20 protein-coding genes and 1 pseudogene are annotated in these 21,302 nt (G+C 68.6%); 9 read left to right on the top strand and 12 right to left on the bottom strand.

The window, feature by feature from the left end; translation table 11 throughout:
• Together GGQ89_RS11055 and sucC are read right to left on the bottom strand one after the other, a co-directional pair.
• A pseudogene (locus tag GGQ89_RS11055) lies at positions 1-95 on the bottom strand (electron transfer flavoprotein subunit beta/FixA family protein); the annotation flags it as partial.
• A 154-nt stretch (positions 96-249) separates the two neighbouring features.
• The gene (gene sucC / locus GGQ89_RS11050) at positions 250-1,449 is read right to left on the bottom strand and encodes an ADP-forming succinate--CoA ligase subunit beta (RefSeq protein ID WP_056438953.1); all 1,200 of its coding nucleotides are present in this window, start codon (positions 1,447-1,449) and stop codon (positions 250-252) included.
• A 177-nt stretch (positions 1,450-1,626) separates the two neighbouring features.
• Between sucC and GGQ89_RS11045 the strand changes: the two genes are divergently transcribed.
• Entirely contained in the window at positions 1,627-2,193 is a 567-nt protein-coding gene (locus tag GGQ89_RS11045) for a sterol desaturase family protein (RefSeq protein ID WP_244955779.1), read from the top strand.
• Positions 2,194-2,219: 26 nt separating this feature from the next.
• Positions 2,220-2,552, top strand: coding sequence for a pilus assembly protein PilZ (locus GGQ89_RS11040; RefSeq protein WP_184105809.1), 333 nt, complete (start codon positions 2,220-2,222; stop codon positions 2,550-2,552).
• Between the two features lie 243 nt (positions 2,553-2,795).
• Here GGQ89_RS11040 and GGQ89_RS11035 read toward each other — a convergent pair whose 3' ends face one another.
• Positions 2,796-3,731 (bottom strand): ribose-phosphate pyrophosphokinase, encoded by a 936-nt coding sequence (locus GGQ89_RS11035; protein ID WP_184105808.1) that lies wholly within the window; start codon positions 3,729-3,731, stop codon positions 2,796-2,798.
• 97 nt (positions 3,732-3,828) lie between these two features.
• On the opposite strand from GGQ89_RS11035, the gene gltX reads away from it, so the two are divergent.
• The 4 genes from gltX to GGQ89_RS11015 all read left to right on the top strand — a co-directional run bounded on the left by gltX (position 3,829) and on the right by GGQ89_RS11015 (position 6,912).
• Positions 3,829-5,154, top strand: a complete 1,326-nt coding sequence (gltX, locus tag GGQ89_RS11030) for a glutamate--tRNA ligase (RefSeq protein ID WP_184105807.1) — start codon at positions 3,829-3,831, stop codon at positions 5,152-5,154.
• Positions 5,155-5,241: 87 nt separating this feature from the next.
• Positions 5,242-6,138 carry a tetratricopeptide repeat protein gene (locus GGQ89_RS11025; RefSeq protein ID WP_056438947.1) on the top strand — a complete coding sequence of 299 codons (897 nt, stop codon included), beginning with the start codon at positions 5,242-5,244 and terminating at the stop codon, positions 6,136-6,138.
• A 4-nt stretch (positions 6,139-6,142) separates the two neighbouring features.
• On the top strand, positions 6,143-6,748 hold the full coding sequence (locus GGQ89_RS11020) for an LON peptidase substrate-binding domain-containing protein (protein ID WP_056438944.1): 606 nt from the start codon (positions 6,143-6,145) through the stop codon (positions 6,746-6,748).
• The gene (locus GGQ89_RS11015; RefSeq protein ID WP_076714270.1) at positions 6,745-6,912 is read left to right on the top strand and encodes a Trm112 family protein; all 168 of its coding nucleotides are present in this window, start codon (positions 6,745-6,747) and stop codon (positions 6,910-6,912) included. Before GGQ89_RS11020 ends, GGQ89_RS11015 begins: the two co-directional genes overlap by 4 nt.
• Before the next feature lie 50 nt (positions 6,913-6,962).
• Here the strand turns inward: GGQ89_RS11015 and GGQ89_RS11010 are convergent, their stop codons facing one another.
• Both GGQ89_RS11010 and GGQ89_RS11005 read right to left on the bottom strand, forming a co-directional pair.
• Positions 6,963-7,526 carry an MAPEG family protein gene (locus GGQ89_RS11010; protein WP_184105806.1) on the bottom strand — a complete coding sequence of 188 codons (564 nt, stop codon included), beginning with the start codon at positions 7,524-7,526 and terminating at the stop codon, positions 6,963-6,965.
• Between the two features lie 207 nt (positions 7,527-7,733).
• Positions 7,734-8,948: a UbiH/UbiF/VisC/COQ6 family ubiquinone biosynthesis hydroxylase gene (locus GGQ89_RS11005; RefSeq protein ID WP_184105805.1), complete on the bottom strand. Its 1,215-nt coding sequence runs from the start codon at positions 8,946-8,948 to the stop codon at positions 7,734-7,736.
• Between the two features lie 137 nt (positions 8,949-9,085).
• On the opposite strand from GGQ89_RS11005, the gene GGQ89_RS11000 reads away from it, so the two are divergent.
• A complete protein-coding gene (locus GGQ89_RS11000; protein WP_184105804.1) occupies positions 9,086-11,401 on the top strand; it encodes a DNA translocase FtsK in 2,316 nt (771 codons plus the stop codon).
• A 151-nt stretch (positions 11,402-11,552) separates the two neighbouring features.
• On the opposite strand, the gene GGQ89_RS10995 is transcribed toward GGQ89_RS11000, so the two are convergent.
• The 6 genes from GGQ89_RS10995 to hemC form a co-directional block, all read right to left on the bottom strand.
• The gene (locus GGQ89_RS10995; protein ID WP_206362741.1) at positions 11,553-12,323 is read right to left on the bottom strand and encodes a hypothetical protein; all 771 of its coding nucleotides are present in this window, start codon (positions 12,321-12,323) and stop codon (positions 11,553-11,555) included.
• A gap of 77 nt (positions 12,324-12,400) precedes the next feature.
• Entirely contained in the window at positions 12,401-13,000 is a 600-nt protein-coding gene (locus tag GGQ89_RS10990; RefSeq protein WP_184105803.1) for a response regulator transcription factor, read from the bottom strand.
• Positions 13,000-14,640 carry an MASE1 domain-containing protein gene (locus GGQ89_RS10985; protein ID WP_184105802.1) on the bottom strand — a complete coding sequence of 547 codons (1,641 nt, stop codon included), beginning with the start codon at positions 14,638-14,640 and terminating at the stop codon, positions 13,000-13,002. The genes GGQ89_RS10990 and GGQ89_RS10985 overlap by 1 nt, the downstream gene beginning before the upstream one ends.
• Before the next feature lie 64 nt (positions 14,641-14,704).
• Positions 14,705-15,649 (bottom strand): hypothetical protein, encoded by a 945-nt coding sequence (locus GGQ89_RS10980; RefSeq protein WP_184105801.1) that lies wholly within the window; start codon positions 15,647-15,649, stop codon positions 14,705-14,707.
• On the bottom strand, positions 15,646-16,329 hold the full coding sequence (locus tag GGQ89_RS10975) for a uroporphyrinogen-III synthase (protein WP_184105800.1): 684 nt from the start codon (positions 16,327-16,329) through the stop codon (positions 15,646-15,648). Before GGQ89_RS10975 ends, GGQ89_RS10980 begins: the two co-directional genes overlap by 4 nt.
• 4 nt (positions 16,330-16,333) lie before the next feature.
• Positions 16,334-17,245, bottom strand: a complete 912-nt coding sequence (gene hemC, locus GGQ89_RS10970; protein ID WP_184105799.1) for a hydroxymethylbilane synthase — start codon at positions 17,243-17,245, stop codon at positions 16,334-16,336.
• Positions 17,246-17,310: 65 nt separating this feature from the next.
• Here hemC and tsaD point away from each other — a divergent pair, with 65 nt between their 5' ends.
• Positions 17,311-18,336 carry a tRNA (adenosine(37)-N6)-threonylcarbamoyltransferase complex transferase subunit TsaD gene (gene tsaD, locus GGQ89_RS10965; RefSeq protein ID WP_184105798.1) on the top strand — a complete coding sequence of 342 codons (1,026 nt, stop codon included), beginning with the start codon at positions 17,311-17,313 and terminating at the stop codon, positions 18,334-18,336.
• Entirely contained in the window at positions 18,333-19,310 is a 978-nt protein-coding gene (locus tag GGQ89_RS10960; protein WP_184105797.1) for an NAD(P)H-dependent glycerol-3-phosphate dehydrogenase, read from the top strand. The genes tsaD and GGQ89_RS10960 overlap by 4 nt, the downstream gene beginning before the upstream one ends.
• 43 nt (positions 19,311-19,353) lie before the next feature.
• Here GGQ89_RS10960 and GGQ89_RS10955 read toward each other — a convergent pair whose 3' ends face one another.
• On the bottom strand, positions 19,354-21,198 hold the full coding sequence (locus GGQ89_RS10955) for an AsmA family protein (RefSeq protein ID WP_184105796.1): 1,845 nt from the start codon (positions 21,196-21,198) through the stop codon (positions 19,354-19,356).
• Positions 21,199-21,302 lie beyond the last annotated feature (104 nt).

Here is a 21,302-nt window from a genome sequence, read left to right as displayed (position 1 = left end):
TTCACGTTCGCCAGATCGACGCCCGTCCCGTCCGCCTTCACGCGCGGCTTTACGTTATAATCCAACACCCGCTTCACGGGCACGACGATCTTCATCGCGATTCCTTCCCGGCTGGTTAGCCCATCATGCCGCCGTCTTTGGCGGGCTTGCGACCGCATCGCAAGAGTTACGCCCGACCAACGAGAAAGGGGCCCGGACGTTTCCGCCCGAGCCCCTTTATAATCGGTCCGTCAGGGCCGAAGGCGCGAATTACGCGACCTTCTGAACCTCGGCCACGATCTTCTTGGCGGCATCGCCCAGATCGTTGGCGGGGACGATGGCGAGACCCGAATTGGCGAGGATTTCCTTGCCCTTCTCGACATTCGTACCCTCGAGGCGGACGACCAGCGGAACCTGCAGGTTCACTTCCTTCGCCGCCGCGACGATGCCGTCGGCGATGATGTCGCAGCGCATGATGCCGCCGAAGATGTTGACCAGAATGCCCTTCACCGCCGGATCGCTCAGGATGATCTTGAACGCCGCGGTGACCTTCTCCTTGTTCGCGCCGCCGCCGACGTCGAGGAAGTTGGCCGGGAACATGCCGTTCAGCTTGATGATGTCCATCGTCGCCATGGCGAGGCCGGCGCCGTTGACCATGCAGCCGATGTCGCCGTCGAGCTTGATGTACGCCAGGTCGTACTTCGACGCCTCCAGCTCCATCGCGTCTTCTTCGGTGGTGTCGCGCAGTTCCATCAGGTCCTTATGACGGAACATGGCGTTGCCGTCGAAGCCGACCTTGGCGTCGAGCACCATCAGCTTGCCGTCTTCGGTGACGGCAAGCGGGTTGATCTCGATCTGCTCGGCATCGGTGCCCAGGAACGCGGCGTAGAGCTTCGACGCGACATTGGCGGCCTGCTTGGCGAGGTCGCCGGTCAGCTCGAGCGCGGCGGCGACGGCGCGGCCGTGATGCGGCATGAAGCCGGTCGCGGTGTCGATGTCGATCGAGTGGATCTTCTCGGGCGTGTCATGCGCCACGGTCTCGATGTCCATGCCGCCTTCGGTCGAGGCGACCATCGAGACACGGCCGGTCGCACGGTTGACGAGCAGCGCGAGGTAGAATTCCTTCGCGATGTCGACGCCGTCGGTCACGTACAGGCGGTTGACCTGCTTGCCCGCTTCGCCGGTCTGGATGGTGACCAGCGTGTTGCCCAGCATGTCGGTGGCGGCAGCGCGGACTTCCTCGGCGGTCTTGGCCAGGCGGACGCCGCCCTTGGCGTCGGGGCCGAGTTCCTTGAACTTGCCCTTGCCGCGGCCGCCCGCATGAATCTGCGCCTTGACGACGTAGAGCGGTCCGGGGAGCTTGGACGATGCCTCGACGGCCTCCTCGACGGTCATCGCGGCGAAGCCGGCGGGGACGGGCACGCCGAACTTGGCGAGCAATTCCTTGGCCTGATATTCGTGGATGTTCATGCGCTAGCCTTCCGCCTCTCGGGTGGTTCTAGGGAAATTGGGTGTGGCTAAAGCACAGGCTGACGGACAAATCCACCCCGAAACGGCGTTAATGCAAATGCATCTCAAATGCTTTTCAGGGGTGGTCGGGGCGATCCCTTGACGCGACCAACGGAATAGGAAGCAAATTTATCGCAAATGCGTTATGATGACCCGATGAACTGGGCTTTCGGCATCCTTCTGTTTCTCGGCACCGTGATCTTCATGGAGGGGTTCGCCTATGCGGCCCACCGCTGGATCATGCACGGCCCCGGCTGGTTCCTGCACGAGAGCCATCACCGGCCGCGCACCGGCAACTGGGAATTGAACGATCTCTATGCGGCGATCTTCGCGGTTCCGTCCTTCGTAATGATCTTGGGCGGGGTGCAGCTGGGATGGTGGCCGGGCTTCACCTGGATCGGGGCGGGAATCGCGGCCTATGGCGCGATCTATTTCGGCTTTCACGACATCATCGTCCATAAGCGGCTGCCGACCCGCTATCTGCCCAAGTCCGATTATATGAAGCGGATCATCCAGGCGCACCGGCTGCACCATGTCGTCGAGACGAAGGAAGGCACGGTCAGCTTCGGCTTTCTGGTCGCGCCGCGGCCCGAGGATCTGAAGGCGGAACTGAAGAAGCGCGCACGGGCGGGCGTGCGGCGGCCTGCGGGTGCGCAGGAGCGTGTCGGGGCCGAGCGTCAGGATGCCCTGTTGACGGAAAAGTAACCTTGTTCAGCGAAGAGGGGAGCGTCATGGAAAAACCGGTCTTCACACCGCCTTTCGAGCCCGTTCCCGGCCAGGACCTTCGCCGGTCGCTGCGCCATGCGGTGCGCATGCGCGCCCATCTGCGCGACAAGGGCCAGACCCGGTTTGAGATCGACGTCGTCGACCTGTCGTCCGAGGGCTTTCGGGCCGAGACCAGCTTCACCCTGTGGCCGGGTACGATCGTCTGGCTGACCCTGCCGGGCCTCGCCCCGCTGGAGGCGGTGATCGCTTGGCGTGACCGCTTCAAATATGGCTGCGCTTGCTCGAAGCCGCTCCACCCGGCGGTGTTCGAGCATATCGTCGCGCTGGGAAATCGCTGAGAATTTTAGGGTAAGCCAGGAGCGTCTCGCCCAGGTCCAACCCTCCCCCATCCCAGTTTCAGGTAAACGATGCCCCGCATCGTTTAGGTCATGCCGGCGGCATGACCGACCTGAAACTCGCCTGCGGGAGGGGCGTGCCAAGGTCTATCGTCTTGCGCCTTCTTAGCCCCTCCTCCCGGAGGGAGGGGTTTGGGGTGGGGGCTCGCCGCAAGCGAAACACACGCGGCTGCGCCCGTCCAACCATCAATCGAACAGGCTCGACACGCTGGTCTCATCCGCGATGCGCTTGATCGCCTCGCCCAGCAACGGAGCGATCGGCAGGTGGCGGATCTTGCCCGTGGTGTTGATCGACTCGTGATTGCCGATCGAGTCGGTGATGACCAACTCGCGCAGTTCCGAGCCATCGACTCGCGCCACCGCGCCGCCCGACAGCACGCCGTGGGTGACATAGGCGACGACGTCTTCCGCCCCCGCCTGGCGCAAAGCGGCGGCCGCGTTGCACAGCGTGCCCGCCGAGTCGACGATATCGTCGATCAGGATGCAGAAGCGCCCTTCCACGTCACCGATGATGTTCATCACCTCCGACTCGCCCGCGCGCTCGCGGCGCTTGTCGACGATGGCGAGCGGCGCGTTGTTCAGCCGCTTGGCAAGCTGGCGGGCACGGACGACGCCGCCGACGTCGGGCGAGACGACCATGAGGTTGTCGTTCTTGAAGCGCGCCAGAATGTCCGCCGACATGACCGGCGCGGCATAGAGATTGTCGGTCGGGATATCGAAGAATCCCTGAATCTGACCGGCATGGAGATCGACCGACAGGACGCGGTCGGCGCCCGCGACGGTGATCAGGTTGGCGACCAGCTTGGCCGAGATCGGCGTGCGGGGTCCGGGCTTCCGATCCTGGCGCGCATAGCCGAAATAGGGAATCACCGCCGTGATGCGCCGCGCCGACGCGCGCTTCAGCGCGTCGATCATGATGAGCAGTTCCATGAGGTTGTCGTTGACCGGATAGCCGGTCGACTGGATCACGAACACGTCCTCGCCGCGGACGTTTTCCTGAATCTCGACGAAGATTTCCTCATCGGCGAAGCGGCGCACCAGTGCTTCCGTCAACGGCACCTCCAGATAGGAGGAAACCGCCTTCGCCAGCGGCAGATTGGAATTGCCGGTCATCAATTTCATGGTCGTACCCCGTCCCCGCAGACAGCCCGTAGTCGCGGCCCCTTTAATCGCGCTGTCACAATAGCGCAAAGGTGATTCCCCGATTATGGCGGCGCTCATGACCGTGACCCGTTTCGCTCCCTCGCCCACCGGGCGGCTGCATGTCGGCAATATCCGCACCGCGCTGCACAACTGGATGTATGCGCAAAAGGCTGGCGGGCGCTTCCTGCTGCGCATCGACGATACCGATGCCGAGCGCAGCGAGGAACGCTATGTGGATGCGATCCGGGCGGATTTGGCCTGGCTGGGCCTGATCCCCGATAGCGAAGTACGCCAGTCGCAGCGTTTCGCTCTGTACGAGGCGCGCTTCGCCGAGCTGGTCGCGGGCGGCCATGTGTACCCCGCCTATGAGAGCGCGCAGGAACTCGACCTGAAGCGCAAGATTCAGCTCGGGCGCGGCTTGCCGCCGGTGTACGACCGCGCCGCGCTGTCGTTGACCGAGGAGGACCGTACCACGCTGGAGAGCGAAGGCGTTCGCCCACACTGGCGGTTCAAGCTGGATCATGGCGCGCCCATCGAATGGGACGATGCGGTGCGCGGGCCCCAGCGCTTCGACCCTGCGACGATGAGCGATCCGGTGATCCGCCGCGCCGATGGGACATGGCTCTATATGCTGCCCTCGGTGATCGACGATATCGACATGGGCGTGACCCAGGTGGTGCGTGGCGAGGATCACGTCTCCAACACCGCGCTCCAGATTCAGATGTTCCAGGCGCTGGGTGCCGAGCTGCCGCGCTTCGCCCATGCCGCGCTGCTGACCGGCAATGAGGGCAAGCTGTCCAAGCGACTCGGCTCGCTGGGGGTCGATCACTTTCGCGAGATCGGCATCGAGCCGCAGGCGGTGCGCGCACTCCTCGCCCGCATCGGAACCAGCGATCCGGTCGAGCCGGTCGCCGACATGGCCCCGCTGATCGCCGGGTTCGATTTCTCCCGCTTCGGCCGGGCGCCCGCGCGGTTCGACGAAGCGGAACTGGCGCAGCTGAACGCGCGCATCCTCCACCAGACGCCGTTCGAGGCCGTCGCCGACCGGCTGCCGACCGGTATGGGTGTGGCGGAATGGGAGGCGGTGCGCCCCAATCTCAACATCGTCGCGGAGGCCGCCAACTGGTGGCAGGTGATCGAGGGACCGGTTGAGGCTCCCGAGCCTGCCGAGGACGACCGCGCCTATCTGGCGCAGGCGGCCGAGGTCGCGGGGCAGATCGACTGGACGGGCGATCCTTGGGCCGCGCTGACCGCCGCCTTGAAGGACGCGACCGGGCGAAAGGGCAAGGCGCTGTTCCTGCCGCTGCGCCTGGCGCTGACCGGTCGGGCGCAGGGGCCGGACATGGCCGCGCTGCTGCCGCTGATCGGGCGCGACCGCACGATCGCACGGCTGAACGGCTGATTTACGCGCCCACCTTTCATTACCGCCCCGCCTCGCCCACATAGGGCCTAGCAACACGTAAAGGAGCGTCTTTTGGCCACGTTGGGAATGTCGCCCGCCGACAAGGAAGCCGTCACCGCCTTCCGCCGCGATGTCGTCGAGCCGTCGATGACCAAGCTGGTCATCCTGGACTTCTGGGCGGAATGGTGCGGGCCGTGCAAGGCGCTGGGCCCGACGCTGGAGAAGGTCGCGGAGGCCTATGCCGACAAGGGCGTCGTGCTGGCCAAGATCGATACCGACAAGAACCAGTTCATCGCCAACCAATTCCAGATCCGCTCGATCCCGACCGTCTATGCGATGTTCCAGGGCCAGCTGGTCGCCGACCTGACCAGCGCGCGTACCGAAAGCGCGCTGCGCACCATGCTGGACCAGCTGCTCAAGCAGCTGCCGATCCAGTCGGAGGCGGCGGACGCGGCGGCCGAGCTGGAACCGCTGATCGCGATGGGCGAGGAAGTGCTGGAGGCCGGTGACGCCGAGCGCGCGGTGTCGATCTTCCAGCAGCTGCTCGACATGGCGCCGGAGCATCCCGCCGTGCTGTCGGGGCATATCCGTGCGCTGCTGGGTGCAGGACGCATCGAGGAAGCCGAAGCCGCGACCGAGGCGCTGCCACAAGGCCTGGCCAACGATCCCGCCATCCACCGCGCCATCGCGACCGTGTCGCTGGCGCGGTCCGCTCCACCGGCGGCGGACTATGCGGGGCTTGCGGCCGAGGTCGCGGCCAGCCCCGACGATCACGAAAAGCGGTTCGCGCTGGCCAACGCCCAGATGGCGGCGGGCGACCGTGACGGCGCGGCCGACAACCTCCTCCATATCGTCGCGGCCGACCGCAGCTGGAACGAGGATGCCGCACGTCAGCAGCTGCTCAAGCTGTTCGAGGTGGTCGGCATGACCGATCCCTGGGTATCGCAGCAGCGGCGGCGCCTGTCCGCCATCCTGTTCGGCTAAGGACATGGCGCGGCTCTCGATCTTTCCGCTGGCGGGTGCGATCCTCTTTCCGGGGATGCCGCTTCCGCTGCACATCTTCGAGCCGCGCTACCGGGCACTCGTCTCCGACGCGATGGCGCGCGACCGGCGGATCGGCATGGTCCAGCCCTCGGGCGAGGGCGACACGCCGTCGCTCTACCAGATGGGCTGTGTCGGCCGCATCGCCGAGGTCGAGGCGATGGAGGATGGCCGCTACAACCTTGTGCTCGAAGGCGTATCGCTGTTCCGCATCGTCCGCGAGCTGGAGGTGACGACGCCCTTCCGCCAGGTCGAGGCCGAACTGCTGCCGGTGATCGACGAGGATCTGCTGTCGCTCGGCCGCCGCGCCTCGCTGGAGCAGGAATCGAAGCGTTTCGCCGATCTTCAGGGCTATGCGGTCGACTGGGATGCGGTCGGGCGGCTGGACGACGAGAGCCTGGTCAACGGCATCGCCCAGATCGCGCCGTTCGACGTGGCGGCCAAGCAGGCGCTGCTGGAGGCCCCCGATCTGGAACAGCGTGCCGAGCTGATCATCCAGTTGATGCAATTTTTTGGTCGCCATGACGGCGAGGATCGGGTGACGCTGCAATGAGCCTGGACCCATGGTTGCTCGAACGGCTGGTCTGCCCGCTGACGCGGACGCCGTTGCGCTATGACGAAGCGGCGCAGGAGCTGGTGTCGGAGGCGGCTGGTCTCGCCTATCCGATCCGTGACGGGGTGCCGGTGATGCTGGTCGAGGAAGCGCGGGAGCTCTGATCCCCGCCGCCTCCACCCTCCGTTCAGCCTGAGCGAACGGGGTGAGGGTATCAGATCAGCCGCCCGACCAATGCCACCAGCACGATGACCAGCGCCGCGACGCTGGAATAAAATCCCAGCGCGAACCCGAAGGCCCGCGCCTCGGCGCCGCGCGCATAATGGGCCCAGAACAGCGTGCGCCCCACGGAGAACAGCCCGGCCAACATCGGGATGATCGCCCCCGATCCCTCGACCACCCAGGCGAGCGCCAGATAGGCCGGGATCGCCAGCACCACCTGCTCCAGCGTATTGCGCAGCACCGCCTGCGCCATTGCGACTTGCGCTGAATCGGGACTCCCGCCGGCCGCCGCATCGATATCGGCGGGTGATGTGAACCGCAGCGCCGCGACATGCCCGATCGCCGCCGCCAGCCAGAGCGCGGCGACCGTGGATGCCGCCACCGCGCGTAAAATCCGGTCGGTGGGGGAAAGCGTCGGTCCGACACTCCACCCGATCAACAAGGCAAGCGCCACTACGGCCAATGCGGCTGTCATGGCGCGGGCTACACCGGCCTGGCGGCGGTCGCGGATCGGGGTTCGGAGCGGACGGGTGGGATGGTCAGGCCCGGGGATCATGACGCGCGAAACGCCGGATATGGCTTTTGGGATCCCATATGGTGTCATCACAGGCGCGTCCCTTGTGGCTTTCCCTCCCCCATCCCCTCCCGCCTGCGGGAGGGGCGTGGCATGAGGCGCGCTTACGGCCAGCCAACAAGCGCTCCCCTCCCGCAGGCAGGAGGGGTTGGGGGAGGGCCTGATACTCTTCGGACCGGCCCGCCCGGTTTACACCAGCACACCCTGCAACAGGCGCGGCAACTGCCCCGTCTCACCGCGCGCTTCGGCCATGAAGCGGTTCTTCAGCGGCGGAATATGGTCGATCGCGGTGATGCCCAGCCGCCGGACCGCGCTGGCGGTCTTGCCGGGCACGCTGAAGATGCGGTTGAAGCCGTCGGTCGCCACCGACACCATCAGCGTGTCGAGCCCACGCCACTGCTGATAACGCTGGAGCAAGGCCGCATCGCCCAGGTCCAGCCCGGTGCGCTTGCCCTCGACCAGCACCTCGACCAGGGCGGCGACATCGCGATAGCCCAGATTGACGCCCTGACCCGCAATCGGGTGGATGCCATGCGCCGAGTCGCCGACCAGCACCAGCCGCTCGCCCGTCATCGTCGCGGCACGATGGAAGCCCAGAGGATAGACCGAGCGCGGGCTCGCATGGCTCAGCTTGCCCAGGAACCCGCCCATGCTCTTTTCCGCCTCGGCCAGGAAGGCACGGTCGGACAGTTTCAGCATCCCATCGCCGTCACGCCCCGACACCGACCAGACGATCGCCGAGCGGTGGCCGATCTCGTCGTCTGGCAGGGGCAGCAGCGCGAAAGGACCGCTGGGGTAGAAGATCTCGAACGCGATATTCTCGTGCGCGATTTGGTGATGGAAGGCGCTGATGATCGCCTTGTGATCATAGGACCAGCGCGCGACCTTGATTCCCGCCGCGTCGCGAGTCGGCGATTGACGCCCTTCGGCGGCGACCAGCAGCGGCGCGCGGACGGTGGTGCCGTCGCTCAAGGTCGCGGTGACGCCCGCCGGGCCGCGTTCGACATGCGTCGCGCGGGTCAGCATCCGCAGATCGACCAGCTCGGCTTCGTTGGCGGCCTCGTTGATCGCGCGGCGCAGCAGCTTGTTCTCGAACATCGTGCCCAGCGCGCCGTCATCGGCGTCGGGGATGAAATCGAGCTTGCCCGGCTCCAGCCCGTCGCTGACCCGGATATGCCGGATCTCGCAGCCCTTGCCCGCCAGCTTCGCGCCGATGCCGATCGCGTCCAGCATCCGCCAGCTGGCCGAGGCGACCGCCGAGGCGCGCCCGTCGAAGCCGGGGGCCAGCACGACCGCCGGATCGGCGGGATCGACGATGATCGAAGACAGGCCATGCGCGGCCAGACCGACACCCAGAGTCGCGCCGACCAAGCCGCCGCCGAGGATGATGACGTCGCTATCCATGTCAATGCTCCTAGACCGTCACGCGGTCGCAAACAATGCGGGTGTCGCCCCCCGCGCCTTGACGTAGGAACCGTCAGAGGCGATGAATTTTCCGGGATTTTTCCCGGATTTTTGCGACTTCCTGAAGGACAAGACCCATGGCCAGCCGCGCGCAGCCGGTTTTATGGCGCGAGACGGTGAAGGCGGGTGCGGTGCGCAGCGGTGCGCTGGTCGCCGCGCTCATCCTGTTTGCCGTGACGCTGATGCTGGTGCTGGCGCTCGCCAGCTACCGGGCAAGCGATCCTGCGCTCAACACCGCCTCGGGCGCGGCCCCGGCCAACTGGATAGGGCATCCCGGCGCGTGGATCGCCGATATCGTGCTGACCCTGTTCGGCCCCGCCGTGGCGCTGATCCTGCCGGTCGGTCCAATTATCGCGACCCGGTTGTGGCGCGACCGTCCTGCGGGCCGCTGGGTGAAGATGCTGCGCCAGGCGGTGCTTGGCGTTGCGCTGATGGCCTGTGCCTTGTCCTTCGTGTCCGACTCGGCGGTACTGGCGCTGCCTGCGGGATGGGGCGGCGTGATCGGGCTGTCGGTGGCGGGCCTCGTCCGCTGGGCGCTGGAATTTTCGGGCCAGGCGGCGGTCGTGACCTGGGGATCGGTGGCGATCGGGCTGGCCTTCGGGCTGGGCGGTGCGCTGATCTGGGGCCGCAGCCTGGAACTCGACATCGCCGAACGCGGCCTGGCGCGCCTGCGCCGCCGCCGGGCGGTGAGCGAGGATGGCGAGGCGCTGCCCTGGGACGATGAGGACGAGGCGCTTTACGACGAAGACGACGAGGATGAGGAACCGCTGACGCTGGCCCGCAAGGCGGTGCCGGTGCGCGAGGATCGCCCCGCCCCCGTCATCGCCGACCGTCAGGTCGCGCCCGCGCCCGCCAAGCCCAAGACGGCGGCCGATCGCGATGCGCCCTATCAGTTGCCCGGCCTGGACCTGCTGACGCCTGCCCCCCCCTCGCCCGCCGGACAGATCGACAAGGCGGCGCTGGAGCGCAATGCCCGGCTGCTGGAGAATGTGCTCGACGATTTCCGCGTTCAGGGTTCGATCGTCGAGGTCCGCCCCGGCCCGGTCGTCACCATGTACGAGCTGGAGCCCGCGCCCGGCATCAAGGCCAACCGCGTCATCGCGCTGGCCGACGATATCGCGCGTAACATGTCGGCCATCTCGGCGCGCGTCGCGGTGATTCCGGGGCGCAACGTCATCGGCATCGAACTGCCCAATCCCAAGCGGGAGATGGTGTCGCTCCACGAACTGGTCGCGTCGCAGAGCTTCGCCGACCAGGCCGCGCAGCTGCCGATCATCCTGGGCAAGAACATCGCGGGCGACTCGGTCGTCGCCGACCTCGCGCCCATGCCCCACCTGCTGGTCGCGGGTACGACGGGTTCGGGTAAGTCGGTCGGCTTGAACGGCATGATCCTGTCGCTGCTCTATCGCCTGACGCCCGAGCAGTGCCGGATGATCATGATCGACCCCAAGATGCTGGAATTGTCGATGTATGACGACATCCCGCATCTGCTGTCGCCCGTCGTGACCGATCCAGCCAAGGCGGTCCGCGCGCTGAAATGGGCGGTCGAGACGATGGAGGACCGCTATCGGCAAATGTCCTCGGTCGGCGTGCGCAGTCTCGCCAGCTTCAACGACAAGGTGCGCGCGGCCAAGTCCAAGGGCCAGCCGCTCGGCCGCAAGGTCCAGACCGGCTATCATCCCGAAACCGGCCAGCCGGTCTATGAGGAAGAGAAGCTCGAATACGAACCGCTGCCGCAGATCGTCGTGATCGTCGACGAGCTGGCCGATTTGATGATGACGGCGGGCAAGGAAGTCGAATTCCTGATCCAGCGCCTGGCGCAAAAGGCACGTGCGGCGGGTATCCACCTGATCATGGCGACGCAGCGGCCGTCGGTCGACGTCATCACCGGCGTCATCAAGGCCAACCTGCCGACCCGCATCAGCTTCCATGTGACGTCGAAGATCGACTCGCGCACCATCCTGGGCGAACAGGGCGCCGAACAGCTGCTGGGGCGCGGCGACATGCTCTACATGCCCGGCGGCAAGGGCATCGTGCGCGTCCACGGCCCCTTCGTCTCGGACGACGAAGTGCACCGCGTCGCGGACCATTGGCGCGCGCAGGGCCAGCCCGATTATATCTCCTCGGTCACCGAGGAACCGGCCGAAAGCTTCGCGCTCGATGGCGCGCCCACAGGTGAAGACACGGCCGAGGACCAGCAGTACCGCGCGGCGATCCAGCTGGTGTGCGAGAGCCAGAAGGCCTCGACCTCCTGGCTCCAGCGGCAGTTGCGCATCGGCTACAACTCGGCGGCGCGGCTGATCGAGCGGATGGAGACGGACGGCATCGTCAGCCGCCCGGACCATGTCGGACGGCGCGAGGTGCTGCGCGATACCGAGGGGCATCCGGTTTAAGGGAAGTCCGGGGCGTGGCCTTCGACTTCGCTCAGGCTGAACGGAGGTTGGGAGGAGCCGTCGTCCCCCCACGCCCGTTCACACTGAGCGAAGTCGAAGTGCACGGCCCGCGCTTAGCCATGAGGGCCATTCCCATAGCCTTGGATGAAGCTCAGGTCGCAGGCTTCAATGTCGCCGAATCGATATGCCACCGCAGCTGTGCCGCACTGGCCCCCGGCACGTCGTTGACCCGCCGCACCACATATTGCCCGACGAAACGCTGCTGCCGCCCATCGTCGAGCTGCGCATTCACCGTCACCGGCACGGTCGCATAGATCGACCCCGCCGCGCCCTCGCTGGGGGCCAGCTTGCCGATCGTCACGCTGGTCGCGCGGGTATTGGCAAAGCCCTTCTGAAAATCGGCGAAACGCTGGCCGGGGCGGCCGTCCGGGCCCCATTGCGTCCAGGCGGTGCTATAGTCGTGTGCGTTGATCGCCGAATAATAACGGCGGACGACATCGGCCGCCGCCGCATCGCTGTTGGGATCGACCGCGCAGCCGGGCGTTTTGCCTGCGTCATCGCCCATCAGTGCACAGGACCGGGCGATCTCGTCCTCGATGATCGCGCAGCTGTTGACCGCATTGCAGGGCGGATGGGTGGCGGGTGAGACCGAGGTGCAGATCTTCACCAGCCGCTGCGCCGCCGCCTGCCCACGCTCGGCCGAGCAGGACAGGACCGCATCCGGGGCGCGGGTGGCGCCGGTCTTGATCGGCGCGGGCAGGGTGGCGCGGGTCGGCTCGACTGCCGGTGTCGCCTCAGCGTCCGGCGAGGGGACGGCCGTCACCATGTTGCGCTCCGGCTCGCCGCCCCCGCCACAGGCGGCCAGCGGCAGGACCAGCGCACCCGCCAGCCAGCGGGTCATGCGGAATGCGGGACGAATCACGGCAGAACCTCCGACAGCATCGATCCCGGTCAACGCACCCCGCCCGCGCCCGGCTCCTCGCTTCACCGCAAGCGGATTTAGCGGGACAGCGCGATCAGCTGCGCCACGCTTTGCGTCTGGGTCTTGTGGAACACCGCCGCCCGGTGATCCTCGATCGTCTTGGGCGACAGGCCGAGCAGCCCGGCCATCGCCTTGTTGCCATGGCCCTGCACCATCAGGTCGAACACCTGCCGTTCGCGCGGCGACAGCTCGCCCAGCCGCCGGGCGGTCGCGCGACTCGCCGTCGACCAGGCGACGCCGTCGCGCAACGACGCACACAGCCGTGCCTCGTCGATGGGCTTGTCGAGATAATCGACGCCGCCATGCAGCCGGACCGAATCGACCGCATGCGCCGTGTTCGGCCAGGCGGTCATGAACAGGATGGCGACATGGGCATCGAGCGCGCGCAGCCGCTCGGCAAAGTCGAAGCCGTGCCACTCGCCCATCATCACATCGGTGACGACGGCATGGGCGGCTTGGCCGGGATAGGCGGCCAGCAGCGCGGCGGGATCGTCAAAAGCCTTGGCGACGAAACCCTGCCGGGTCAGCATCCGCGCGACCGCCGCCCCCAGATCGGCATCGTCGTCCAGCACATGCACGGTGGCGGGGGCCAGGGGATCGGGCGAACGAAGGGGCATCAGCGGGTCTCGATCAGGGGAAGCGACAGGGCAGCATGGACCATGCCGTCCGGCCCATGCATCCGGGTCAGGGTGCCGCCATGCGCCTCGACGATGGCGCGGGCGACATGGGTGCCGATCCCCATGCCGTCGCGCGCGACCGGCCGGGCGGATGCGCGATTGATGACATGGATCACGGCCTGGGTCTCGTCGGCGGTGACGTCCAACGTGACGGGATGGGGATCGGCATCGCCCTGCGCGGCCTGCACCGCATTGCGGACGAGGTTCATCACCGCCTGTGCCAGCTCGACCTCCTGCGCCATCACCTGCCAGGCCGGGTCGACCGGCGCGATGACGAGGGCGACGCCCGCCTCGCGCGCCTCGGCCTGGGCCAGTGTCGCCACCATGTCGACCAGCGCGGTCAGCGCCAGCGGCTGCGGCGCGCCTTCGGCATGGCCGCCGAACCGGCGCAGGCGTCGGATCAGCGTCGCCAGATGCTCCGCCTTGCGATCGATCAGCGCCGCACCGTCCGCGATCTCGTCCCCCCGCCCGGCGGTCAGCTGGTGCAGGTGGCGCGCCTCGATCGCCAGCGTGGACAGCGGCTGGCTGACCTCATGGATCACCGCCACCGACATGGCGCGCAGCGTCTTCAGCCGTTCGGCCTGGAAGAGCAGCCGGTCGCGCCGCTCCAGCATGGCGCGTGCGGTGGCCTGCGCATCGGCGAAGCTGCCCGCCAGATAGCCCGTGACGACGATGGTCGCGAGCGCCAGGTGCCGCTGCAACCGCTCGGGCGTGTCCATCGCGCCCGCCGTGTCGGGCAGGACGCGCAGCACCACGACGAGCAGCGCCCCCCAGGCGGCGGCACGGCCGAAGCGCAACCCGATCCACGCCACCGCGACCAGCACCGGCGCGGGCTGCATCCCCAGCCCCGCCTGGTCGAGCAGCCGGGCAAGGCCGATGCCCAGCCCCAATACCCCCGCCGTCTCCACAGCCGCGAGCAGCGAGGGCAGCGGCCAGCGCCAGCGGGCCCGGCCCGACACCGCATCGGCGATCCACAGGAGCGGCGGCGCGATGAAAAGCGTGCCGAGCAGATCGCCGACCGCAAAAGCGGCGAGCGACACGATCACCTCGCGCGGGCTGGATACGCCGGTCAGTTCGGGGCTGGTCAGCGCCTGTGGCACCGCGCTCAACACCGCCGCCAGCGGAGCGAGCACCAGCGCCAACCCCAGCGGCATCGGCGCGGTCAGCAAGGCCGCCCCCCGCCGCTCCGCCAGCCAGCCGATGGCCGCAACCGTCGCGCCGTAAGCCAGCACCGGGCGCGCAATGCCCCAGATCGCGACCGTCCAGGGCATGCCCTCCAGCACCGCCGGGGTCAGGATGACGTCGACCGCGATCTCGACCAGCGCGATCGCCGGGGTCAGCCGAGGCCCCAGCCGCCACAGCAGAGCGAGCCGCAGCCCGGCCGCCGGAAACCAGAGCGAATAGAAACCGCTGCCGCCCCAATAGGCCGCCAGCCGGTGCAGGACGGCGAACCCCACCGCATAGAAGGCGAGCGCCAACCAGTCCTGCCGCCGGGGCCGGAACATCCGCAGGCCGCGCGTGTCGAGAGGCTCAGGGGCAGCGGGCCGGGAAGCAAAAGAGGGGCTGAGCGGCGCCGTCATCGCAATCTGTCTGTACCGGGCGCCTGGCGATCGGCATCCGGGAATTTCCCGGATGGACAGTGTTTTAGATGGTCGGCGCGGCTGGTGCCGTCTGTGGAGAAGCCTGTGGATTATCCTGTGGGTTCGTCTGGGCCGTGGTGGTGTCGGCCGTGTCGGCGGGCGGAGTGCCCGGTACCGGGGTCGTCACGATCGGTGCCGGGGGCGGCGCGGGCGGGGTGACGAGCGCGGCATTCTCGATCAGGTCGAGCGCCTGGCGCGCGCGGACATAGCGAAAGGCGGCCTGTTGCCAGCCTTGCGCGGCGGCGGCACCGGGCAGGCGCGCGACCTCGGCCCGGGCGGCATCGACCTGTCCGCCGTCGAGCAGGCGGTGCGCGCGCGCCAGTCGGTCGGTCGGGTTGGTCGAGGGGGCATTGGCCTCCCGGATGACGATCAGGCGCGCCAGTTCCTGGCGAAGCCCTTCCCACCAGCCATTGCCGCCGCTGACGACCAGATCGGGGGCCAGCGTATCGAGCCCCTGCCGCAGCGTTTCCAGCGTCACCGGCTGGCGCGCGGTGACGATCAGGACGGAGACGGCGCGCGGCTCGCTGGTGCCGAAGCGGGTGCGCAGCTGCTCTTCCAGATAGCCGAGCGGCTGGCCGCGATCGACCGCGCGGCGCACGGCGGCGGCGACCAGGATCGACTCGGCGCGGCCCGCCTGCGCGCCCGCCGCCGTGGCGTCGGTGGACAGCGTCGCGGCGCGCGTCTCCAGCGCGGCGAGTTGCGCGGCCAATTGCGCCTCGCGCGTGGCCAGCGCCATGGGATCGGTACGCGGCGTTTCCTTGACGGTGCCGCCGGGCTTGGCGGTGACGGCCTGCGTCGCGGTGCCATTGGCGTTGAACCAGGACAGGTTGCGCATGGCATAGGCCATCAGCAGGATACCGGCGACAAAAGCGATCAGGACCAGCGCGATGATCGCGCCCTTTCGGGGGCCGCGCGTCGGCGGTCGGTCGGAAGGCGCGAAATTGTTCATGCCCCGCTTATCTCCGTGGCGGCGGCTCGGGTCAACGCCTGCGCGGCCGCCACCATGGCATCGTCGCGCGGGGCCGTGGCGATGACGGCCGCCTGCCATCCCGGGCCCGCCGCCGCCGCCGTCTTGGCGCTGATCGCCACCAGCGAGACGGCGGCGCGGGACAGGCCCGCCTGCCCGACCAGCTCGGCCAGCCGCGCGGCGGCGCGGGCGGAGTGAAGCAGGACGATCTGCCCCGCCAGGGCGTGGATCGCGGACACCTCCACCGCCACGGGATCGGCGGCATAGACGATGCAGGTCATCGCCCCCGTCTCGACCCGATCACGCCCCGCCGGATGAAGCAGCCGTGCATATCCTTGCATCTGCGCTTGGGCGACGACCGACGCGGCATCCTGCGTACCGGTCAGCACCACCGACAGCCCGGCCTCGCGCGCGGCGGCAGCGGTGGCGGGGCCGACCGCGATCACGGGCTTGTGGCGCAGCGGATCGAGCGCCGGACCCGCCAGCCGGACGCCCTGGGCACTCGTGAACAGCAGCGCATCGAACGTCTCGGCCGCCGGTGCCGTCCACGCGACCGCATGCGCCGCGAACAGCGGCAGCGACATGGCGTCCAGCCCCGCCGCATGCAGGGCGGCGATCGTCGCGCCATGGCCGGGTTCGGGCCGGACGACGACGACCGCCACGGGCTCAGCCCCCGGCGAACAGGCGGCGCACTTCGGGGGCCGCGCGTTCGAGCAGATCGACCGCCAGCCGCGCGCCCAGTTCCTCGTCGAGCCCCCCCTCGACCCAGCCGCTGACCCGCGACGATCCGTCCTCGGCCAGCAATTCGGCGCGCAGGGTCAGCATCTCGCCCGCCAGCGAGGCGAGCGCCGCGACCGGGCTGTGGCAATCGGCCTGCAAGGCGGCGAGCAGCGCGCGCTCGGCCATCACGCAGGCATGGGTCTCGGCATGGTCGATCGAGGCGATCAACATGGTTGCGGCGGCATCGTCGGCGCGCGTCTCGATTCCGACCGCGCCTTGCGCAGGCGCAGGCAGCATCTGGTCGGTGGGAACAGGCTGGCCGACCTCGCGCCCCAGCCGGTCGAGCCCGGCGGCGGCGAGCAGCGTCGCGTCGACATCGCCGTTCGCCACCGCGGCCAGGCGCGTGTCGACATTGCCGCGCAGCAGGGTGATGGTCAGGTCGGGCCGGTGCGACAGCATCTGGGCGCGGCGGCGCGGGCTGCTGGTGCCGATCACCGCGCCGGGGCGCAGCTCGGCAATGGTCTCCGCGCCGATCAGCCGGTCGCGGACATCGGCGCGCGGCAGCATCGCGGCGATATGCAGCCAGTCGGGCCGGATCGTCTCGACATCCTTCATCGAATGGACCGAGGCGTCGATCTCGCGATCGTACAGCGCGCGGTCCAGTTCCTTGGTCCACAGCGCCTTGCCGCCGATCTCGGCCAGCGCGCGGTCCTGCACCCGGTCGCCGGTGGTCTTGATCGGCACGATCTGAACCGCGTCCTCGCTCCACCCCTGTGCGTTTGCCAGCGCCGCGCGCACCATATGCGCCTGGGTGAGGGCCAGCGGCGAACCGCGCGTACCGAGCCGGAAACGAACCATGCGTCTGCCTTTGCCGCATCAAGCCCCCCTTCGACAAGTTGGCAACGGACGGGTATGGGGAAGTCATGCTGATCTTGGGACTGGAATCCTCGTGCGACGAGACCGCCGCCGCGCTTGTCACCGATGACGGCCGCGTGCTGGCGCACCGGCTGCTGGGGCAGGAGGCGGCGCACGCCCCCTTCGGCGGCGTCGTCCCCGAAATCGCCGCGCGCGCGCATGTCGAGGCGATGGAGCCGCTGGTCGCTGCCGCCTTTGCCGATGCGGGGGTGACGCTGGCCGATGTCGACGCGATCGCGGCGACGGCGGGGCCGGGGCTGATCGGTGGGGTGATGGTCGGCCTCGTGACCGGCAAGGCGCTGGCGCATGCGGCAGGCAAGCCGTTGATCGCGGTCAACCATCTGGAGGGCCATGCCCTGTCGCCGCGCCTGTCGGATCGCGAACTGGCTTATCCGTACCTGCTGCTGCTCGTCTCGGGCGGGCATTGCCAGCTGCTGCTGGTCGAGGGCGTCGGACGCTATCGACGGATGGCGACCACTATAGACGATGCGGCAGGCGAGGCGTTCGACAAGACCGCCAAGCTGCTGGGTCTCGGCTATCCCGGCGGCCCGCGTGTCGAGGCGGCGGCGCGCGAGGGCGACCCCCATGCGGTGCCGCTGCCCCGGCCGCTCAAGGGTTCGGCCGAGCCGCATTTCTCCTTTGCTGGGCTGAAGAGCGCGGTGGCGCGTGCGGTCGGGCATCATTCGCCCGAGGACATTGCCGCCTCGTTCCAGCAGGCGGTGGTCGACTGCCTGCTCGACCGCACCCGCCGCGCACTCGCAAATGTGCCCCCGGTCACCGCTCTGGTGGTCGCGGGCGGGGTCGCCGCGAACGGCGTGATCCGGGGGGCGCTGGAAGGGCTCGCCGCCGAGCATGGCCTGCGCTTCGTCGCGCCGCCGCTCTGGCTGTGCACCGACAATGCCGCGATGATCGCCTGGGCGGGCGTGGAGCGGTTCCGCGAAGGGCTGACCGATCCGCTCGACACGCCGGCACGGGCGCGCTGGCCGCTCGATCCGGCGGCGGAAGCAGTGCGCGGCGCGGGGGTGAAGGCATGAAGATCGGAGTGATCGGCGCAGGCGCCTGGGGCACCGCGCTGGCGCAGGTGGCGGCGCATGGGCGTAGGCCGGTGCGGCTCTGGGCGCGCGATCCGGCGGTGGCCGAGGCGATCAACACGACGCACGCCAACCCGCTCTATCTGCCGAACATCGCATTGTCGCCGAGCATCGAGGCGGTCAGCGATCCGGCGGCGATGGCCGAGATGGATGCGCTGCTGGTCGTCACGCCCGCGCAGGCGGTGGCCGCGGTGCTGGCGACGATGCCGGTGGGCCCCAAGCCGCTGGTGCTGTGCTCCAAGGGGATCGAGGCGGGGACCCGGCGGCTGGTGGGCGAGGTCGCGCGGGCGATCCACCCCGACGCGCCGATCGCGGTGCTGTCCGGCCCGACCTTCGCGTATGAGGTGGCGGCGGGGCTGCCGACGGCGGTGACGCTGGCGTGCGAGGAACCGGAGCTGCGCAAGGCCCTGTCCGCGCGCCTCGCGGCGCCGCATTTCCGGCCCTATGCCACCGACGACGTGACGGGCGCAGAGATTGGCGGCGCGATCAAGAATGTGCTCGCCATCGGTTGTGGTGTGGTGGAGGGTGCGGGGCTGGGCCAGAATGCCCGCGCCGCGCTGATCGCACGCGGCTTTGCCGAGATGACGCGGTTTGGCCTCGCGCGCGGCGGCCGGGCGGAGACGCTGGCGGGCCTGTCGGGGCTGGGCGATCTGGTGCTGACCTGTTCGTCGACCGCCTCACGCAATTTCTCGCTGGGCGTCGGGCTGGGGCAGGGGCGCTCGGCGGTGGAATTGCTGGCCGATCGGCGGACCGTGGCGGAAGGAGCGTTCACCGCGCCCGTGCTGCGACAGGCGGCGGCGGAGGCCGGTGTGGACATGCCGGTGTGCGAGGCGGTGTGCCGGTTGCTGGAGGGCGCGGCCGTGGGTGAAGTGATCGGGGCGCTGCTGGCGCGGCCGCTGAAAGCGGAAGGCCAATAAACCCATCCCTTCGCTCAGGCCGAACGGAGGTTGGGCGGGCAACTTACCGCAACACCTGCCGCGCCAGCGCCCCGCAGGCCGCGTTCTGCGCCTTCGGCCCGGTATCGCCAGTGATCGCGCGGCCGATCGACTTGAAGATATTGCCGACCGACTTCACCTCCTTGGGGATCACCAGATCGGGCTTTTGCAGCGTGCCCGTTACCGTGGCCGCCCCCGCCAGCCTCAGCGTCGCCCCCTGTTTCGGCGCGCCGGTCAGCCGCAGCGCCAGTCGTTCGTCGGGGAAATGGACCGTCCCCGTCCCGTCCAACCGACTGCGCGAGGTATCGGCGATCAGCGGATCGGCGCGGCCCGTGCCGTTCGTCATGTCCACCCCCAGCACCAGGCAGCGCAGGGTCGCCTTGCCGCTGTCGCCCATGAATGCCGCGCCCGCGTCGAAGCCCAGCGCCGTCGCATAACGATCAGGCAAGGTCCCGTTGGCGACGACCAGCCCGATGCGGCCATTCGCGCGCCCGATCGCCGCGCGCACCGTCTCGCCTACACCCGCCAGCTTGGCGCGCGCGCCGACATGGCCTGTGATCCGTGTCTCGCCCGACAGCGACAACACGCTCGCCCCGCGCAGCTGCAGGTCGACCGACAGCTTCGGCACCTTCGCCCCGTTCCGCTGGTCGATCACCGCCTGGCCCGTCACCACGCCTTCGCGCAAGGACATGCGGATGTCGCCGATGGTCAGCAACTGATGGTCCATCGTCATCCGCCCGGCCAGCCCGGTGATCGGTGAGGGACCTTGCGCGCTGACCACCCGGCCGACCTTGAAGCGGATGGTCCCGTCGGTCGTATCGATCTTGCCGATATCGATCCGCGTATTGGGCACCAGTCGCGGTCCGATCCGGCGTTCGAGCGCGGCGGCCTCGGCACGCCCTTGCGCCGACGACAGATCGTCGAAATCGAGCTGTCCCGCCGTCACCTCGCCGTCCAGCCGCGTGCGGCCTTCCTTCTTGTCGACGGTCAGCCGCCCGCTCAGGTCGGAACGGCCGATCCGTCCCTTCAGATCGGTGATGGTCCAGCGCGGGCGTTCGTGGCGGACATGCGCGGTCAGCTGGACCGGGCGGGTCTGGAACAGCCCCGCCTCGATCACCGCATCGATCCGCTTCAGGTCGTCGGCCTTCGCCGTCAGGTCCAGCGTCATCGCATCGGTGTCGAGTGGCCGATCCATCGTGCCGACCGCCTTCATCACCAGCTGCTCGCCGGTGATGTCGGCGGTGAAGGGCCAGCGGCCGGGCTTCACCGCCGCGCCGGCAAAGGCGATGCGGACGGGCGCGCCGCGCACCCTGCCCTCACCCTCGGCCCGCACGCCGCGATCCGGGTCGGCGGCGACGTTCAGCACCGCCTGCCGATCCTCCTTGGCGTCGCGATAGCTGACCACGCCATCGGTGACGGTCAGCCCCTGCAGATCGGTCGCGCTGCCGCCTTCCTCGGGTTCGCCGGGGCGTGACCAGTTGGTGCGGCCCTGCCTGTCGCGGACCAGCGCCAGGCGAAGCCCGGACACGCGAATATCCTCCGGGACGAAAGCACCGCGCAGCAACGGCCAGACCGAAAAGCGGATTTCCGCCCGCTTTACCGCCGCGAAATCGCCCTGACCGGCCCAACCGGCCTGCGGAATCTTCAGGTCTTCGACCGCGATGGTCGGATGAAAGCCGATGCCGTCGACCCGGTGGACCGACCCGATGGTCACCGGCCGCCCGAACCGCTCGGTCGCCGCGCGGCACACCGCGTCGCGCAGGAGCCCCCAGGGAAACACCGCCAGGATCAGCAGAAAAAGCAGGGGCAACCCGATCAGCAGCGCCACCATGCCCCGCGTCCAGCGCGGCCATCCCCTATCCTGTATCATGATGATGGGACGCGCGACCGGGGGCTTCGTTCCGCCTGCGTCAGGATCGCCACGCACGATTATTGCCCCCAAGCGCGTCCTACCCTAGATATGGCGAAATCCGT

Source organism: Sphingomonas yabuuchiae (assembly GCF_014199595.1).
GTDB lineage: Bacteria > Pseudomonadota > Alphaproteobacteria > Sphingomonadales > Sphingomonadaceae > Sphingomonas > Sphingomonas yabuuchiae.
The sequence above is the reverse complement of the archived record's forward strand: the minus strand, read 5'-3'. Positions and strand labels throughout refer to the sequence as shown.

Excerpts from the sequence above, each read along its gene's own strand:
- sucC (WP_056438953.1), bottom strand. The coding sequence starts at position 1,449 with ATGAACATCCACGAATATCAGGCCAAGGAATTGCTCGCCAAGTTCGGC.
- GGQ89_RS11045 (WP_244955779.1), top strand. The coding sequence starts at position 1,627 with ATGCGTTATGATGACCCGATGAACTGGGCTTTCGGCATCCTTCTGTTT.
- GGQ89_RS11040 (WP_184105809.1), top strand. The coding sequence starts at position 2,220 with ATGGAAAAACCGGTCTTCACACCGCCTTTCGAGCCCGTTCCCGGCCAG.
- GGQ89_RS11035 (WP_184105808.1), bottom strand. The coding sequence starts at position 3,731 with ATGAAATTGATGACCGGCAATTCCAATCTGCCGCTGGCGAAGGCGGTT.
- gltX (WP_184105807.1), top strand. The coding sequence starts at position 3,829 with ATGACCGTGACCCGTTTCGCTCCCTCGCCCACCGGGCGGCTGCATGTC.
- GGQ89_RS11025 (WP_056438947.1), top strand. The coding sequence starts at position 5,242 with ATGTCGCCCGCCGACAAGGAAGCCGTCACCGCCTTCCGCCGCGATGTC.
- GGQ89_RS11020 (WP_056438944.1), top strand. The coding sequence starts at position 6,143 with ATGGCGCGGCTCTCGATCTTTCCGCTGGCGGGTGCGATCCTCTTTCCG.
- GGQ89_RS11015 (WP_076714270.1), top strand. The coding sequence starts at position 6,745 with ATGAGCCTGGACCCATGGTTGCTCGAACGGCTGGTCTGCCCGCTGACG.
- GGQ89_RS11010 (WP_184105806.1), bottom strand. The coding sequence starts at position 7,526 with ATGATCCCCGGGCCTGACCATCCCACCCGTCCGCTCCGAACCCCGATC.
- GGQ89_RS11005 (WP_184105805.1), bottom strand. The coding sequence starts at position 8,948 with ATGGATAGCGACGTCATCATCCTCGGCGGCGGCTTGGTCGGCGCGACT.
- GGQ89_RS11000 (WP_184105804.1), top strand. The coding sequence starts at position 9,086 with ATGGCCAGCCGCGCGCAGCCGGTTTTATGGCGCGAGACGGTGAAGGCG.
- GGQ89_RS10990 (WP_184105803.1), bottom strand. The coding sequence starts at position 13,000 with ATGCCCCTTCGTTCGCCCGATCCCCTGGCCCCCGCCACCGTGCATGTG.
- GGQ89_RS10985 (WP_184105802.1), bottom strand. The coding sequence starts at position 14,640 with ATGACGGCGCCGCTCAGCCCCTCTTTTGCTTCCCGGCCCGCTGCCCCT.
- GGQ89_RS10980 (WP_184105801.1), bottom strand. The coding sequence starts at position 15,649 with ATGAACAATTTCGCGCCTTCCGACCGACCGCCGACGCGCGGCCCCCGA.
- hemC (WP_184105799.1), bottom strand. The coding sequence starts at position 17,245 with ATGGTTCGTTTCCGGCTCGGTACGCGCGGTTCGCCGCTGGCCCTCACC.
- tsaD (WP_184105798.1), top strand. The coding sequence starts at position 17,311 with ATGCTGATCTTGGGACTGGAATCCTCGTGCGACGAGACCGCCGCCGCG.
- GGQ89_RS10960 (WP_184105797.1), top strand. The coding sequence starts at position 18,333 with ATGAAGATCGGAGTGATCGGCGCAGGCGCCTGGGGCACCGCGCTGGCG.
- GGQ89_RS10955 (WP_184105796.1), bottom strand. The coding sequence starts at position 21,198 with ATGATACAGGATAGGGGATGGCCGCGCTGGACGCGGGGCATGGTGGCG.